This is a genomic window from Sinorhizobium sp. 7-81, from assembly GCF_030124405.1.
Taxonomy (GTDB): Bacteria; Pseudomonadota; Alphaproteobacteria; order Rhizobiales; family Rhizobiaceae; genus Sinorhizobium; species Sinorhizobium psoraleae.
In genome coordinates, this window is the sequence record NZ_JASKLT010000010.1 from 1 (window position 1) to 15,550 (window position 15,550).

At 59.1% G+C, this 15,550-nt stretch carries 11 protein-coding genes and 3 pseudogenes; 5 read left to right on the plus strand and 9 right to left on the minus strand.

Annotation, left to right across the window (positions count from 1 at the left end; translation table 11 throughout):
• Positions 1-264 precede the first annotated feature (264 nt).
• Positions 265-988: pseudogene (locus QN224_RS25345) on the minus strand (GSU2403 family nucleotidyltransferase fold protein); the annotation flags it as partial.
• 459 nt (positions 989-1,447) lie between these two features.
• On the opposite strand from QN224_RS25345, the gene QN224_RS25350 reads away from it, so the two are divergent.
• Complete coding sequence (locus QN224_RS25350; protein WP_210267648.1) at positions 1,448-1,651, plus strand: hypothetical protein; 204 nt, start codon at positions 1,448-1,450, stop codon at positions 1,649-1,651.
• Between the two features lie 789 nt (positions 1,652-2,440).
• Positions 2,441-3,526, plus strand: coding sequence for a sn-glycerol-3-phosphate ABC transporter ATP-binding protein UgpC (locus QN224_RS25355; RefSeq protein ID WP_283978883.1), 1,086 nt, complete (start codon positions 2,441-2,443; stop codon positions 3,524-3,526).
• Between the two features lie 75 nt (positions 3,527-3,601).
• Here QN224_RS25355 and QN224_RS25360 read toward each other — a convergent pair whose 3' ends face one another.
• The 6 genes from QN224_RS25360 to QN224_RS25390 all read right to left on the minus strand — a co-directional run bounded on the left by QN224_RS25360 (position 3,602) and on the right by QN224_RS25390 (position 10,982).
• Positions 3,602-4,444: a carbohydrate ABC transporter permease gene (locus QN224_RS25360; RefSeq protein WP_283978884.1), complete on the minus strand. Its 843-nt coding sequence runs from the start codon at positions 4,442-4,444 to the stop codon at positions 3,602-3,604.
• Positions 4,441-5,325, minus strand: a complete 885-nt coding sequence (locus tag QN224_RS25365; protein WP_164819166.1) for a carbohydrate ABC transporter permease — start codon at positions 5,323-5,325, stop codon at positions 4,441-4,443. The genes QN224_RS25360 and QN224_RS25365 overlap by 4 nt, the downstream gene beginning before the upstream one ends.
• Positions 5,326-5,397: 72 nt before the next feature.
• Positions 5,398-6,672, minus strand: coding sequence for an extracellular solute-binding protein (locus QN224_RS25370; RefSeq protein ID WP_283978885.1), 1,275 nt, complete (start codon positions 6,670-6,672; stop codon positions 5,398-5,400).
• A 47-nt stretch (positions 6,673-6,719) separates the two neighbouring features.
• A complete protein-coding gene (locus QN224_RS25375; protein WP_283978886.1) occupies positions 6,720-8,228 on the minus strand; it encodes an alpha-N-arabinofuranosidase in 1,509 nt (502 codons plus the stop codon).
• Between the two features lie 102 nt (positions 8,229-8,330).
• Complete coding sequence (locus tag QN224_RS25380) at positions 8,331-9,254, minus strand: transcriptional regulator (RefSeq protein WP_173514090.1); 924 nt, start codon at positions 9,252-9,254, stop codon at positions 8,331-8,333.
• Between the two features lie 888 nt (positions 9,255-10,142).
• Positions 10,143-10,982, minus strand: coding sequence for an aldo/keto reductase family oxidoreductase (locus QN224_RS25390; protein ID WP_283978977.1), 840 nt, complete (start codon positions 10,980-10,982; stop codon positions 10,143-10,145).
• 147 nt (positions 10,983-11,129) lie between these two features.
• On the opposite strand from QN224_RS25390, the gene QN224_RS25395 reads away from it, so the two are divergent.
• Positions 11,130-12,053, plus strand: a complete 924-nt coding sequence (locus tag QN224_RS25395; RefSeq protein WP_283978887.1) for a LysR family transcriptional regulator — start codon at positions 11,130-11,132, stop codon at positions 12,051-12,053.
• 86 nt (positions 12,054-12,139) lie between these two features.
• On the opposite strand, the pseudogene QN224_RS25400 reads toward QN224_RS25395, so the two are convergent.
• A pseudogene (locus QN224_RS25400) lies at positions 12,140-12,238 on the minus strand (RidA family protein); the annotation flags it as partial.
• Positions 12,239-12,660: 422 nt separating this feature from the next.
• On the opposite strand from QN224_RS25400, the gene QN224_RS25405 reads away from it, so the two are divergent.
• Together QN224_RS25405 and QN224_RS25410 are read left to right on the plus strand one after the other, a co-directional pair.
• Positions 12,661-13,650, plus strand: coding sequence for an AraC family transcriptional regulator (locus tag QN224_RS25405; RefSeq protein WP_283978888.1), 990 nt, complete (start codon positions 12,661-12,663; stop codon positions 13,648-13,650).
• A 57-nt stretch (positions 13,651-13,707) separates the two neighbouring features.
• Positions 13,708-14,916, plus strand: a complete 1,209-nt coding sequence (locus tag QN224_RS25410) for an MFS transporter (protein WP_283978889.1) — start codon at positions 13,708-13,710, stop codon at positions 14,914-14,916.
• Between the two features lie 322 nt (positions 14,917-15,238).
• Here the strand turns inward: QN224_RS25410 and QN224_RS25415 are convergent.
• Positions 15,239-15,448: pseudogene (locus QN224_RS25415) on the minus strand (transposase); the annotation flags it as partial.
• Positions 15,449-15,550: the final 102 nt, after the last annotated feature.

A 15,550-nucleotide genomic window follows, 5' to 3' on the forward strand; every position in this document is an offset into this window, starting at 1 on the left:
CGATCGTGGTAACCTCAGGCACGGACGCCTCCCTCCAATGGTTGCAACACCGCCATTCTGGCACAGCGATGCCGTCGGGGGGCGTCCACCCCATCACCCGAGTGAGACGATCGGAAGCCGGCTACATGCCGCCCAGTCCGGGATGTCGACTCCTATCCCTCCCCTTGAAGGGAATGGAACTGCATGCCCTGGAGTTTAGAATCGCAGCGATGCCATTCATGCAAAGGGCAAACGCAGCCAAAAAACCACCAACGAGCTTGTCTGCTATTTAACCGCGGCGCCGGTAAAGCCTTCGAGTTCCGCTCCGATTGATGATAAGGCGTCTCCAAGACTGCGCTCGGCGGCTGCCTTTCTTTTTTCCGGAAGCAGGCTAAGGCCCTTCTGGATCGCGGCGCGCCAGCTCTGACCTCTGCCCCAAGCTTCGGCAAAGACCTCCGCGAGTTCCTCTTGTCGGCGTGTGGCTTCCAGCGCGTCGATCAGGAGGCTGGCCTGATACACGTCCTTCTCCCGTTTCGCGATGCCGTTTACATCCGACTGCCTGCGGGAGGCGACGATCAGTTTGTGCACTGCATAGCGCTCCGGCGATTGGCACGATCACGGGAACACCCGAGCGATGCAGCATGACAGTCCGGATGGGCTCATGGATCAGAAAATCCAGAAAGCGCAACGGCTGTGCCGACGCCCCGCCAAGAGCAGGCATCGGGCTGGCATGATCGGCATAATCATCGGCACCCCGATTGGGTGTGAGGAATTCGACCCGGTATCGGGCGGCATTCTCGAACTGTGTGGTCCTGTGCGGGTCTGATCGATGTGGTATCGCCCTGAAAGTGGCGTCAACGCTCTTCAGAATGTCGATGACGGGCGGCAGGCTGTCCTCGACAGTCGAGGACGCCGAATAATACTGAGCGAAATCGGCGTCTCCGGTCTGCAACGAGGCTCCGGGCAGCCGGACACCCAGGTATCCGGCATAGGTCTGGAAGGCGACGGTGCGTGAATTAGCGGAAACGCCGCGCAAATCAACAGCGAGAGATCGCCCTCTGATACTGAAAAAATCCCTCGACTCCTGGAGTACGTCGAAACCCCCAAGTTTTTGCGATTTTAACGGCATCGCGTCGGTGGCAAAATATCAGCGTCGGGAAATTGCTGCCCGGCACCCCAGCCGCCCGCACCCGGCCCCCTCCGACATGGGTTTGCAGGGCGACACCTAAAAGAAGCCTCGGCCGCCCCAGCCGGGGCTTTTTCGCGCTTGGAAGTTTCACGCCGAACTGAGGCTTAGGCGGCTTCAGTACCTGCTGCGATAGCGTATCCAGAAATGGGTACCGTCCCCGAAGAGGCCCTTCCAAATACGTCATTTCAGGCGCATTCTTCCTTCCACCAGTGGTTATGCGCAAGGGCGCCGCTGGCTGAAAGATACATACGCTTTCGCCCCAACTAGGGAGGCCGCATCGTGTATCCTTTCCGCGACTTTGACTGTGTCATCCGCCCGGATGACTTCAATCTCCTGCAGCGTGTGTTCGACAACGAACTCGCGAGGGCGAAGCTGAAGATCGATATGCCCGAGGCTGACGCGCTCGCAAAGCGGCTGATCGCGCTGTACCAGGAAGGCCTCAGGGACCCGGTTGACCTGCTTGAAAGGTTGAACGTCCACTAATTAGGGCAAAAGAGAGCCCGCACGGAACGACATGGTAGGGCGGGCTCGGTTAAGGCCAGTTGTTTTGGCCATCCTCATAGTGACAGAGCGCCTGAAGTTGTCCAGTAGACCATTGTGGCTATCAAACGCCTGCTCGACTCCTTCGACCCGCCCGACAACATCGTCGCCTGCCTCGACTTCTTTTGGGTTTTTTGATGTTCCAAGCCCGAGCATTTTACCGCGCATAAAAAGGAAAACCCGCATAGGCCGAAGCCAGGGCGGGACCGGTTCGACACACAGGCGCGCCGGTGCGGGAGGTACGCTGTAACGCAAATCCCGGCCGGATACCTTGACAAAGTACGCATGAACGTACGCGCTTTTAGCTGCGGGGCCTGCCCGGCGGAGGCCAATTCCAATCGATACATTATTCGATCTTCTTGGCCCGGAACGTGAACTCCTCGCAACAAGCCATGCACGGGCTCGTGAAGAACGGCTCCCTTCAACCCGCTGCGGACTTTGGCGCCGGACGCGATCTACGGCTCGATTTAGCCCGAAGCGGACTGTCAATTCGTTGCGCGGGACGGCAGGTTTGCGCCGTCATCGGTCGTCCACGCCACCTGCTCAAGCTCATAAAAGCCGTCGATACGCTTAGCAAGCGGCCACGCCAGGACCCCCAGCAGGAGACATCGGCCGAGCGTGTTCTCCCTTATGTTGGTCCCACATTTGTGCCGCCGCTCGGCGTTTGTTGGAGACGATATCTTGACTTCCGATACATACCGAAAAGAATGATGCAGACATTGGGAGAATTACATGGCGGAAATTCGTCTGGAGAACGTTTCCAAGAGCTTCGGCTCGGTATCGGTGATCAGCAACATATCCCTGACGGTGAACGCCGGCGAACTGATGGTGTTTCTCGGACCATCGGGGTCGGGAAAATCAACGCTTCTTCGGATGATCGCCGGTCTGGAGACAATCGACTCCGGCTCTCTGACCATCGGCGGCATGCGCAGCGAAGCGCTGCCGCCCGGCCATCGCAACGTAGCGATGGTTTTCCAGAACTACGCGCTTTATCCGCACATGTCGGTGCGGGACAACATGGCGTTCGGGCTCGAGAACATCGGGCTTCCGGGGGCGGAGATCGAGACGCGGGTCTTGACGGCGGCGCGGATGCTCGAGATGGAAAACCTGCTTTCTCGCAAACCCGCGCAGCTATCTGGTGGCCAAAGGCAGCGCGTAGCCATAGGGCGTGCGATCGTGAAGGAGCCAAAGGCGTTCCTTTTCGACGAACCTCTGTCGAACCTCGATGCCGCGCTGCGCGTAAGGACGCGCGTCGAGCTGGCGCAACTTCACCAGCGGATGAAGTCTACGATGATCTATGTCACGCACGACCAGACGGAGGCGATGACGCTGGCAGATCGGATCGTGGTGCTCAACCAATGCAAGATTGAGCAGATCGGGACACCAATGGAGGTTTACCTCAAACCAGCGTCCCGCTTCGTCGCAGGTTTCATCGGAAGCCCGGGAATGAATTTCCTTCCGGTCGATGTCATCCGGCCAGGGCGGACACCCATCAGGTTCGGGAACGGGTTCGAACTCGAGATTGAGGCCCCTGTGCCCGCGCCAGGCAGGTTCGATCTTGGCATACGGCCAGAGTCGGTCCGGATCATGACTGGCGAAAACGATCCCTCTCGGCCCTCGATCGAGGCACAGGTTGCCGTCGTCGAGCAACTTGGCGAGCGGACGCTGGCATATTGCACGCTTGAGGACGGTTCACAGCTTATCGCTCAGGATGCGGGGCGTTCCGAAGTCCGTCCGGGAGATCGCGTGCGCGTGGGGCTCGACCCTCTGGCCGTTCACCTCTTTGATGCGGACGGGAAATCCTATCAAGCCATCTGATACGCGTCCAAATAGCAGCGGACCTCCAATCACCAAATCGGAGGTCCGTGCAAGGGCGAGCGGGAGAATAACGATCTAGCCTTTAATACCCGCTGACAGTGTGATCGCTTCAGTGACGCGCCGCTGAAAGATCAGGTAAGCCATCGCCACAGGCAGGCCGGCAAGAACCGCCGCAGTAAGCTGCCTTGCATAATAGACCCCGAAGGCATCGTTCACCTGCGTGATTCCCACAGTAATCGTCATCATGTCGGTCTTGGTCACCGCAAGGAATGGCCACAAGAACGCGTTCCAGGACCAGATGAAGCAGACGATCGAGAGCGCCGTTGTCACACCCCAGTTCATAGGAATATAGACCTTGGCTAAAATCCGCCATTCAGACGCATTGTCCATAACCGCGGCCTCGCGAAAATCCTTCGGCACGCCGTCAAAGAATTGCTTGTAGACGATGATGATGACGGGATGAATGAGCTGCGGGAGCACGATCCCACTCCAGGTATTGATCAGGCCAAGATCGGCCACCAATTCGAAGTGGTTGACGATCAGGGTCTGCATGGGGACCATGAAGCTCGCCAGGATTAGCCACCATAAGACATTCCGAAACGGAAAGTTCAGCTGTGAGATGGCGTAGCCGCAGAACAGTGACGAACTGACAGTCAGCACCGTGACGGCTATCGCCGTGACGATGGAATTGACATACCACCGCCCGATCTCTGTCTGCGTCAGGGCGAATACATAGTGCGATACGGTGAAAGTCTCGGGCCAGAGCTCGATGTAGGGCCTGACGACTTCGTGCTCAGGCTTCAGTGACGAAGCCACAGCCCAGTAGAGGGGAAACGCCCAGATGATGGCGCAGAAGACGGTTATGACAGTGATAATGAGGCCGATGGCGTTAAGTCGGCGCGCTGTTGTCGCGGTCATCGGTCCCGCCCTCCCGAAAGGCGTGTCAGCTGAAAATTCAAAACCGACACGACAATGACGATCACAAATAGGACCACCGCGACGGCTGCCGCCCTGCCTCCCTGATCCGATTGGAACGCTCGCTGAAAGACATAATAGACCAGGACCACATTGTCGTTCGGTCGTCCGCCGACTGAGAAGAGGTAGACTTGGTCAAAAATCTTGAGCTGCGAAATCAACTGGATGGTCAATACGAGCGCCGTGATTGGCCACATCAAAGGCCAAGTGATCCGGCGGAAGGTCGACCATCTGCCGGCGTTGTCCAAGGCCGCAGCCTCGTAGATTTCCGTCGGGATGGTTCGCAATCCGGCGAGGAACAACAATATGGAAAATCCGGCGGTCCACCAGATTGTGATCATGCCGACGGCGGGCATGAACCAGGCGGTCGACTTGAAAACGGGGATGCGCGCGATGCCGAGCATGTCGAAAAGGTACATCGCGATGCCGAACTGGAAGTTCAGCGTCCAATCCCAGAGAAGATATACGACCGAAACCGGAAGAATATATGGCAAGAAGAATAGAGCGAGCACGGCTGCCTGAAGTCGTCCGGCAAGACGATTGACGCCGAGCGCTATTGCGAATGCCACAAGCGTTCCAGGGACGACGGTGATGAGTACGAAGTAGGCCGTGTTCCACACCGCGGTGCCGAACCGTCGGTCAGAAGGAAGGCGTGCGTAGTTGTCGAACCCGACGAAGTTTCCATCGCCAATCAGGGGCGCATCTGTGAAGCTTGTCATGAAAAGCTTGATCGTCGGATAGACGAACACAAGTCCGTAAATGGCGACGAAAGGCGCGACGAGCGCCAAGCCGAAGAGACCTTCGTTGCGCCGGTTTCTGAGCATCATCCTCCCGCTCCACTTCTTTTCAGACGAGGATGGCCCAGGCGAACGATTGACTGCCTGGGCCCCGGGTCGTCAAAGGTCGGCCAAATCGGCCTTGATCTCCTCGACCGCTTTCGCGGGCTCCATTTCACCATTGAGCGTCGGCACGAAGAAATTCGACATCACGTCAAAAATTGGCCCAGCGATGCCCGCCAGCGGAGTCTTGGGATCGAAGATGATGTTCGCGGTGAGCGAAGAGTATGTGTGGTTCGGCTCCATCGCCTTGTACTCGGCCGAGTTCGTGACCGGACCATATGCGGGGATATGCCCCGCGGTCGCCCAAAACAAGGAATTCTTCGACATCCAGCTCATGACCTCGAGGACCGCGGCGCGCTTCTCGGGACTCATGTCCTTGCCCTTGTTCGCAGGGAGCGCGAAGGTGTGACTGTCGGCGTAGGTGGAGGGATGATCGAAGATTACAGGCAGTTCGACGGCTCCCCATTCGAAGAGCTTGCCGTTGTTCTTGAGGTCCGTCATCGTGGGGACTTCCCAAACCCCGTTGATCATCATCGCAGCTTCACCCGATGTGAAGAGCGCCACGGTCGCAGGGTAGTCCGTATAGGTGGATTGAAGCCCTTCCTTCGTCCATTCGGACAGAACGGCAAGAGAGTTTTCGAGCTTCTTTGCGCTGTCGCCAGCAAGAAACTCACCGTCCGTCATGAGCTCACCATCCTGCTGGCCCATGAAGGAATAGATAGTGCGGAACATGAAGTTGCCGTCCGCAGTCACCGAGCCAAGCGGGAACTTGACCCCAGCGGCCTTCAAGGCCTTCAGCGTCGCGGTGAAGTTCTCACGCGAGTCCATGCCCTTCGGCTTGCCGTCGTCGCCGAGAACTCCAGCTTTCTTGAGCAGGTCCTTGTTATAATAAAGGACGATTGGGTGCGTATCGAGCGGCACCGCATACTGTTTGCCGTCGATGCTCACAGCCTCCCAAGTCGCGGGGGCGTAATCAGATTGTCCGAGGCCCATGGTCTTCCAGTCGGCGGCGGTGATTTCCTGCAGAATGCCCTGCTTCACCGCCAGCGGGATGCGGCTGGCGTGATACGTCATGATATCAGGGGCTTCGCCAACCGCCGCAGAGGTTTGGACCTTGGAGTAAAATGGCGTTCCCCATTCCAGCGTGGTCGCATCGATCTTAATCTTGCCCTTGTGGGCCTCGTTGAAGTCGGCGACCATTTGTTTCATGCGAACGCCGTCACCGCCGCCGAAGAAGTCCCACCACGTGACGGTCTCCTCGGCGTGGGCGACGGAGGTCATGAGACCTCCCGCCAAAAGCACTGCCTTCGTAAGTTTAAACCAATTCGGCATGTCACTTTCCTCCCAGACAAGCAGCGTGTCGTCGCTACCGATTGATCTTAAAGTTGAATTCTGATCATCGAATATGAGTATGGCGGAACGGAAACACTGACACTGTTGCCGTCCATGACCGCATCCAACGTCTTGCGCGGCGAGACATTGTCCGGATTGTCCTTGGTATTCCGGGCCTCGAGATCGTCGTGCTTGATCAGGGTGTGCTCGACGCCCCTGATGGTTCCGAAACGCTCCACGGCGAGCTTGATGCTCGCCGCTTCGGACGAGTGGCGATTGACCGCAAAGAAGGTGAGAGTGCCCGCGTCGCCGTCATGAACGCCGGCGATATCGAGATAGGACACAGCTTCGGAAACGTTGGAGACATAAGTCGCACAGTCGACGTCGAGTTGCAGCGCGGTGCCTCGACCGTAGCGAGATGCCAGATGGAGGGGATGGTAGATCGTCTGACGCCAGGAACTACCGCCTGGCTCGGTCATGATAGGCGCGATCACGTTGACCAACTGCGCTATGCAGGCGACTCGCACGACGTCCGAGCGGCGGATGAAGGTGTTGATGATGCACCCGACCTGGAGCACATCCTCGAAGTTATATATGTCTTCGAGGAGAACCGGCGCATGAGGCCAATTCCATTCTCGCATCCGCTTGGCGTCGTTCTTGCGCTCGTGATACCAGACGTTCCATTCGTCGAAGGAAATCTTGACGTCTCGCTTGGATCGTTTGCTGCCCTTCACAAAATCGATAACACCACTGACGGTCCCGATGTAGCGATCGAGCTTTTCCGGAAGAGCGAGAAATTCTGAAGTTCTCTTCTCGTAGTTCTCGAAATACATGTGGAGAGAGATGTAGTCGACCTGGTCGTATGTCGCGTCGAGGACCGTTGCCTCCCACCGAGGATAGGTCGCCATATCGGAGTGGGATGATCCGCAAACGACAAGTTCAAGTTTGTCGTCGAAGGCTCGGATGGCCTTTGCGGTCTCGTTTGCGAGGTGGCCGTACTCGGCGGCGCTTTTATGACCCACCTGCCACGGCCCGTCCATTTCGTTGCCAAGGCACCACAGCTTGACATTCCAAGGCTCCGCGCGCCCGTTCTGGCGGCGCAGGTCCGACCACTGACTGCCGCCCGGATGGTTCACGTACTCGACGAAGTTCCGTGCGGCGTCCAGGCCGCGCGAGCCCAGATTGACCGCCAGCATCATTTCGGTGCCGGCAGCCTCAGCCCATTCGGCGAACTCATGGATACCGACCTGGTTAGATTCCGAGGTGCGCCATGCGAGATCAAGGCGCGTCGGACGGCCCTCTTTCGGCCCAATGCCGTCTTCCCAATTGTAGGCCGACACGAAATTGCCACCTGGATAGCGGCATATCGGCGTATCGAGTTCCCGCACCAGATCGATGACGTCCTTGCGCATCCCGTTGGCGAGCGCCGTCGGATGGCCGGGTTCGTAAATGCCTGTATAGACAGCCCTACCCAAGTGCTCCAGGAACGATCCGTATAGCCGCTTATCTATGTCCGCGATTGTATAGCGCGAATGCGCGGTGACCCGAGCCTCCAAAACTCTCTCCCCTCGAATTCAATATCCAAGTTTTCGGTTCGTATCCGATTTGTTGGTATATGAGGCCGAATTGGAGGTCACGTCAAGCGAAAGTATGACTTTTCAAACTTGAATGCGGAGCACGATATCCTGGTCGTAATTGCCGAAGCCGCTGCCGAAAATGTTGATTCCGCCGGGATGCTCGGCCCCGTCCTTGACGCCAACCCGCAACCGGATTGAACGATGCTTGTCCAGACCGAGGTCATCGAGGTTGATGTTTGATATCTTCACTCCATCGACGAAACTTCCCTGCCCGTTGATGCGCCAGTTCTTGAGCTTGCCATACTGTGAACCCGCGAGCTTCCACCAGTCCGGCGTGAAAGTACCCCTTTTGTCCCCATAATCGCCAGGCGACGTCCACGTGCCGATTTCGATTCCGTTGACCTGCAGAAATATGTCGGATGGCCAGTTTGCCGACGTCCCCGGCACTTCAGAACTCAGTTCCATCGAGAATTCGATCGCCTTAGGTTTCGCCTTCTTGAGCAGGGTGTTGTTGGGGAACTGATATTCTACGAACCCCGTGTTGAACCACAGAAGCCCCGCCTTCATACGGTCCGGATCGAGGAAGGTGTCTGGTACGTCGAGAAGGCCGATGATACCATCCTTGGAGCACATCCCACACGGGCCCGTGACTTCAAACTGGGTATATAGACCAAGCGGCATGGAAACTTCTATCGCGTCCGCTAATCGATCAACCACTGGCTCTGAAAACGAAATGAGAATTTCCTGGAAAGCCGAATAACAGACTTTCTGGCTGCCCTTTTTGGCCCGCTGTCCCTCAGTATAGATTAGTCCGCAATCCTCGAGCACCTTCAGGTTGATCGACGCCGTCGACTGGGGAAGACTTAGTTCCTCCGCGATCTCGTTCACGTTTTTCGGACCGCTCGATCGAAGCAACTTCAACATCATCACGCGAACGTCGCTTGCGAGACCTTTGATAAGGTCTTGCCGCTCGATCGGATCAATCACGAGTACTTTACCAGTCATATCGTCCACACACTTTCTTACGCTTCATATCAGGTTCTGCGATATGAAAGCAACTATGCATTGAGTGCGGACGTGTGACACTAAGGAGCCTGCAGCACGGTCTTTCTGATCGCGGTGGCGTCATCGAACCAGCAATTGGCCCGCTACAAAGAGAATTCTCGTGAAATTGCCAAGCCAAGACACCATCAACGGATACGGCCCCTGCCAGCGCCATCAGTCAACCTGGTGGCGGCTGTATCCGGGCGGCGGCTATCGCTGAGTTGCCCGGGGCCAGTGATGCGACGGCAGCTTCGGGACGAAAGCCGACTAACGAACCTCTCGCCTTGAAAGGATTTGAACCGCGGGGCCCCATGCTGCCCGCTCTGGAATTACCGCCGCACTCATTGCTTAAAGCAGTTTTCCCGGTGCCATTCGGAGAAAGTGCGGATGCGGCCTTTCAAAATGGCGCTGCGGAACGATTGCGCGTCCCGCCTGTGATGAGCGACTGGATGCTCTCTGCATCGTTCATCCGTCGCGAAACAAGGATGTCCAGCTCGTCGGAAAGGCTGACCCAGATCGAACATCCAGTGGGCGGCCGAGGGTCGCTATTCGTTGGCCGTCGCCGAGGCTATCAGGTCGTTCCTGATGTTGCGGCTCGGCCTGTACCTCGGCCTTCGCCAGAAGAACCTGCGGCAATTGCTTGTCTGCCCGCGCGGACAAGACGCCCTGACCGATTTCGCGGAAAGGTACCACGAGGGCAGCACCGACCATGGGGCAAAGTCCAGTTTTCTGTTGCGACCGCCCAGAATCGCCGCCCGAGGTTTCCCCGCCGCTGCCGCAGGCTCGGCCGGTACAAAGGGCGGGCGCGGCGGTCGCCCACCGCGCCTTGGTCCATTCGCAGGTTCACCTTCAGGCGGGCACCATTCCGTCGAGTTCGGCCATCGCTCCTGCCGGGAGATCGACTTCGGCGGCGGCGAGGTTCTCCCTCAGATGCACGCGCGAGGAGGTGCCGGGGATCAGCAGGATGTTTGGCGCGCGTTTCAGCAGCCAGGCGAGCGCCACCTGCATCGGCGTTGCGCCGAGCCGGGCAGCCACATCCGACAGCGTCGAGGATTGCAGGGGCGAAAAGCCGCCGAGCGGGAAGAAGGGCACATAGGCGGTGCCTTCCGCTGCGAGCCGGTCGATCATGGCATCGTCACTGCGGTTGGCGAGATTGTACATGTTCTGCACGCAGACGATGTCCGTGATCCTGCGGCCTTCCTCGACTTGTCTTGTGGTCACGTTGGAAAGCCCGATATGCCGGATCAGCCCCTGATGCTTGAGGTCGGCCAGCACCGTGAGCGACTCCTCGATCGAACCTTCGGCCGGACCGTGCACGCTGAACATGGCGCGCAGGTTCACGACGTCGATCCCGTCAAGTCCGAGATTCCGCAGATTATCATGCACGGCCTGCGTCAGTTCTTCCTTCGTGAAGGCCGGGATCCATGAAGCATCCACGCCGCGCCTGGCGCCCACCTTGGTGACGATGACGAGGTCGTCCCGGTAGGGGTGGAGCGCTTCACGTATGATCTCGTTCGTCACGTGCGGGCCATAGAAGTCGCTGGTGTCGATGTGGTTGACGCCGCTCTCAACCACTTCGCGCAGGACCGCGGCGGCTTCCGCGCGATCTCGCGGCGGACCGAAAACGCCCTTGCCGGCGAGCTGCATCGCCCCATAGCCGAGCCGGTTCACCGCCCGGTCGCCGAGCATGAAAGTTCCTGATTTTGCAACACTGGACATGCGCTGATCTCCGTTTTGAGCCACGAAAACGGGATTAAGCCTGTTCCATTGGTAGGACAATCAGCTACCATCCGGACGGGCTGTACGGCACGCCGGACAATTGGGAGAAGCGGGAATATGGAACGTGACAGGCCCGACATGGCGGATGTGGGCGCTTTCATGAAGGTGGCCCGGGCCGGGGGGTTCCGGGAGGCGGCCCGGGCGAGCGACATCAGCGCGTCGGCGCTGAGCGACGCCGTGCGACGCCTCGAGGCGGAGCTCGGCGTCAGGCTTCTCAACCGCACCACCCGCAGCGTGGTGCCGACCGAGGCTGGGCGGGGGCTGATGGAGCGGCTCGGACCGGCATTCGGCGAGGTCAATGCCGCGCTCGATTTCGCCCGCGGTTTCCGTGACCGCCCGGCGGGCGTGCTGAGGCTGAACGTGCCAGTCAGCGCCGCAAGGCTGGTCCTGCCGTCCATCGTGCCGCCCTTCCTCGCGGCCTACCCCGACATCCGGCTGGAGATCATGACAGACGAAAGCTTCGTCGATGTGATCGCCGCGGGCTGCGACGCCGGCATCCGCTACGACGAACGGCTGCAGCAGGACATGATCGCGGTGCCGATCGGGGCTCGCATCCAGCGCTATGCGAGCGGCGCCTCGCCAGCCTATCTCGACGTGCACGGCCGGCCGCGGCATCCGCGCGACCTGCTTTCTCACAGCTGCATCCGCGGCCGTTTCGCCGGCCGGCCAATAAGTCCCTGGGAGTTCGAGCGCGACGGCGAGGCGGTCACGGTTGACCCGCCCACGTCCCTCGTGGTGCAGGCGGGCGGTGGCTCGGATCTCGGCATCGCGGCGGCGGCTGCCGGAACCGGCATCGTCTCGATCTTCGAAGACTGGTTGCGCCCGCACTTCGAAAGCGGAGCGCTGGAGCCCGTGCTGGAGCCGTGGTGGCTGAGTTTTTCCGGGCCCTTCCTCTACTACCCCGGGCGCCGGCTGGTGCCCGCGCCCCTGCGGGCCTTCATCGACTTCATCAGGGGCATGCCGCCGGGTGGACCCGGTTGAGCAATGAAAGCCCCGTGTCGGTATCTTGGAGGCTGAATCAAGCGGTTACGGACGACAGCGCCTGTCCGCCAGTTCGTAGCCGATCCTCAAGCAATGCGGGCAATTGCCTTCATCTCGAAGTCGAAGCCCGCGAGCCATTTGACCCCCACCGCCGTCCAGTTCGGGTAGGGCGGTGCGCCGATCTGCCAAGCCGCCGCCGCCTTCGTGAGACGGCGATACCTTCGCGTTCATTTTCGTGTTTGGCGCGGCTTGAGCCGAATCGGCAGCTGATCGGATCGGGCCCTTACGTCGAACGAGAGATAGTTGGCAGCGATTAAAGATGGAAAGCTTGCACGCGTGCTGTTCCCATGGCGCAGCATCCTTGCAAGCGAAGTCGTAACGGGCACGACAGCAGCGATGGTGTGGAAATCATTGCCTGAACGTGGTTCGCCTGTGTGGGGGCAGAGAGAGAGAGAGAGAGAGAGAGAGAGAGAGAGAGAGAGAGCTGCTGGAAGCGACGACCGTCTGAATTCATAAATTCTATGCAGTCAAATGTTGATGCCGGAAAGACAACGCTGTGGGGCGCTTGGCGCTTGCGTACCAGACGATCGAGACTTAAATTGGCAAAATGCCTGACCATTCGTCCCGACCGTTGTCGCCGTCAAATATCCCAATGGATGCGCTAAGCGAAGTCTTGCAAGACTTTCGCTTGAGTGGCGTCAACTATGGACGCTGCGAACTCAGACATCCATGGAGCATCGCCTTTTCGCAACAACAGTTGCTTCGTTTTCACTTTGTCAGCCAGGGTGCGTGCTGGATCCATACCGAAGCTCAAGGCTGGCAGGAGTTGAACGATGGAGATCTGGTACTGCTGCCGCAAGGCATCGCACATCGGTTGGCCAGCGCGCCAGATGTTGAGGGCGACTCGCTTGAAAGTTGTCAGATAACAAGGTGGGGAAGCAACGTCTGCGAAGTAGTGCGGGAAGGAACGGGTGCGACCAGCACCCTCTTCTGCGGCTCCATGGCGCTGGGCGCGCATGCGCTTAACCCCTTGATCGCTCTGATGCCGCCAATCATCAAGGGCTGCGATGTGGCCAGCAATGACCCGATCGTTGGACCCCTGCTGGCGGCTATGTCGGTGGAGGCGACACAGCCACAAATGGGGAGCGCGACCGTCTTATCGCGAATGGCGGACTTGCTCGCAGCGCGGCTTATCCGCTGCTGGGTCAATTGCAGCGGAGCCTCGACCACCGGTTGGCTCGCCGCCATCCGCGACCCCCACATCGGTCGTGCGTTGGCAGCGATACACCGAGACCCCGGCCATAACTGGACTCTCGAAAGCCTCGCCGGTGTGGCAGGCCAGTCGCGCTCGATCTTTGCAGAGCGCTTTAGCGCTATTTTAGGAGAGGGCGCGGCGCGTTATCTTGGCCGTCTGCGGATGCAGCTTGCCCGCGAGTTGTTGGGGCAAAGCGGCATGTCGGTTGCCGAAGTTGCTACTCGTCTAGGTTATGAGTCGGAGGCCTCCTTCGCTCGTGCTTTCAAGCGCATCACCAGCGTCTCGCCGGGCGTTGTGCGCCGCACAGGTTCCGGACGAATGGACATGGATTTCGGATTTTAAGACACATATCATCCCGGCAAGTTCGTCTATGAAATCTCCCAACTAGGAGATACTTCAATGACGGACACAACATCACAGCTGGACGGGGCAACAATTGGCCTGGAGACCGTCGAGCAATCCGCGTGGACCGCGGCGACTTGGTTTGCCGTTCTCTCGATGGCGGCCACCAGCTTTGCGCTGGTATCGGCTGAGTTCCTGCCGGCGGGCCTGTTGACACCAATGGCGCGCGATCTCGGGATTACCGAGGGAACAGCCGGACAGGTCGTCACCGCCACCGCTTCCGTCGGCGCCGTGACGGCCCTGTTGAGCAATGTTCTCATCGGCAGACTGAACCGCAAGTCGGTATTGGTCGGTCTCAGTGCGTTGGCGATCGGCTCCAATGTTCTTGCATCATTGGCGACCGATTTTTGGCTGTTGTTGTTGGGCCGGGCTGGGCTGGGCATCGCGCTTAGCGGTTTCTGGGCGCTTTCAGTTGCCGTGGTAGCGAGGCTGGTCGGCGCCAATGCGACAGGTCGGGGCATGGCTATCGTCACCCTCGGCGTCTCGCTCGCGACCATAGCTGCACCATCGATGGGCGCTTTGATCAGCGACTGGCTGGGATGGCGCATCGCCATGGCCATGACCGCCGGGCTTGCCGCGCTTGCTATGCTGCTGCAGGTACTCAGCTTGCCAACACTGCCTGCAAGCACAAGCAACAGTCTCGCCGATGTTTTCCGGCTGACACGACGGCGCGGCATTCAACTGGGAATGCTTGCCATCCTTTTGCTGATGACAGGGCACTTTGCCGGCTCGGTTTACGTGCGTCCCTTCCTCGAACAAGTGACGCTTCTTGACACCAGATCGATCGCCCTGGCGCTGCTTGGCTTTGGCATCGCCTCCGTGATCGGTAACGTTGCCGGTGGCCGACTGGCCGACGCCAGTATCCGCTTGGCACTCGCTGTCACGGCAGTGTTAATGGCGTTCGCTGCTTTCGCTTTGGTGCTTTCGGGCGCTCATATCGGCATCGCGTTCGCTCTCGTTACGCTTTGGGGCTTCGCCTTCGGCATGGCGCCGGTCGTGCTGCCGACCAATCTTTCCCGCGGGGCACCCGACGCTCTGGAGGCGGCGGGCAGCCTGATGGTCGTCTCTTTTCAGGTCGCGATCAGTATCGGCGCGGTTTTCGGCGGCTATATCGTCGACCACTACGGCGCTGGGGGGCCTTTGACCCTTACCGCTGTCCTGGCTGCGTCGACGGTTCTCTTGGCGCTGCTGCAGCCTCGCAGCTGATCTTTGCTTCCGGGTTGAGCAATCAGGCGCAATCGGACTGAAGATGCTGTGCAACCTTTGCGCATCCGTAAGACGCAAGGTGGGCGGCGCATGGCGGGCCGAGTAGCGCTCTTACTGGGCTCTGGATATGAGACCGCCGGCACGCGCCGGCGACCTCGACTGCATCAGTCTATGATAATGTCCCTGCCTTCTGCCTTGAGGCGTGCGAAGCCGTCCTTCATCGTAAGCGGCGTGCTACTCGCACCTTGAGAGTATTTCTTGGATTCGACAGCAAGAAATCGCAGCCTTGATGGGCACGGCAACTATGCGCCAAGAACGTAGCTTTGCAGGCTCGGCGGTGGGTCCCTTCGAATTCCCCGACGCCATAAACCCGCATCTGCGGCCACTCATGAAAAAGGCACATCGGCTGCCAGCGCACGCCGTATCATCTCGACAGCCAGGCCTGGCTTGGTAGCGAAAGCTCTGCCTCAGGAACATGAGTTGCCGCAAGCCTTGCCGGATCGCCAGCCCAGCTCTTGAGCAAGTACAGGGCTCAACGATGGCGCTCACAATACAAGCGGCCGCCTACCGTCGTCCAGCGCCGACGACAACCGAACTGATCGAACGACTCGCATTGACGTCACCTCGTTTCGGC

Coding starts and splice junctions, on each gene's coding strand:
- QN224_RS25380 (WP_173514090.1), bottom strand. CDS start 9,254: ATGACTGGTAAAGTACTCGTGATTGATCCGATCGAGCGGCAAGACCTT.
- QN224_RS25355 (WP_283978883.1), top strand. CDS start 2,441: ATGGCGGAAATTCGTCTGGAGAACGTTTCCAAGAGCTTCGGCTCGGTA.
- QN224_RS25390 (WP_283978977.1), bottom strand. CDS start 10,982: ATGCTCGGCGACCGGGCGGTGAACCGGCTCGGCTATGGGGCGATGCAG.
- QN224_RS25360 (WP_283978884.1), bottom strand. CDS start 4,444: ATGACCGCGACAACAGCGCGCCGACTTAACGCCATCGGCCTCATTATC.
- QN224_RS25410 (WP_283978889.1), top strand. CDS start 13,708: ATGACGGACACAACATCACAGCTGGACGGGGCAACAATTGGCCTGGAG.
- QN224_RS25370 (WP_283978885.1), bottom strand. CDS start 6,672: ATGCCGAATTGGTTTAAACTTACGAAGGCAGTGCTTTTGGCGGGAGGT.
- QN224_RS25365 (WP_164819166.1), bottom strand. CDS start 5,325: ATGCTCAGAAACCGGCGCAACGAAGGTCTCTTCGGCTTGGCGCTCGTC.
- QN224_RS25405 (WP_283978888.1), top strand. CDS start 12,661: ATGCCTGACCATTCGTCCCGACCGTTGTCGCCGTCAAATATCCCAATG.
- QN224_RS25395 (WP_283978887.1), top strand. CDS start 11,130: ATGGAACGTGACAGGCCCGACATGGCGGATGTGGGCGCTTTCATGAAG.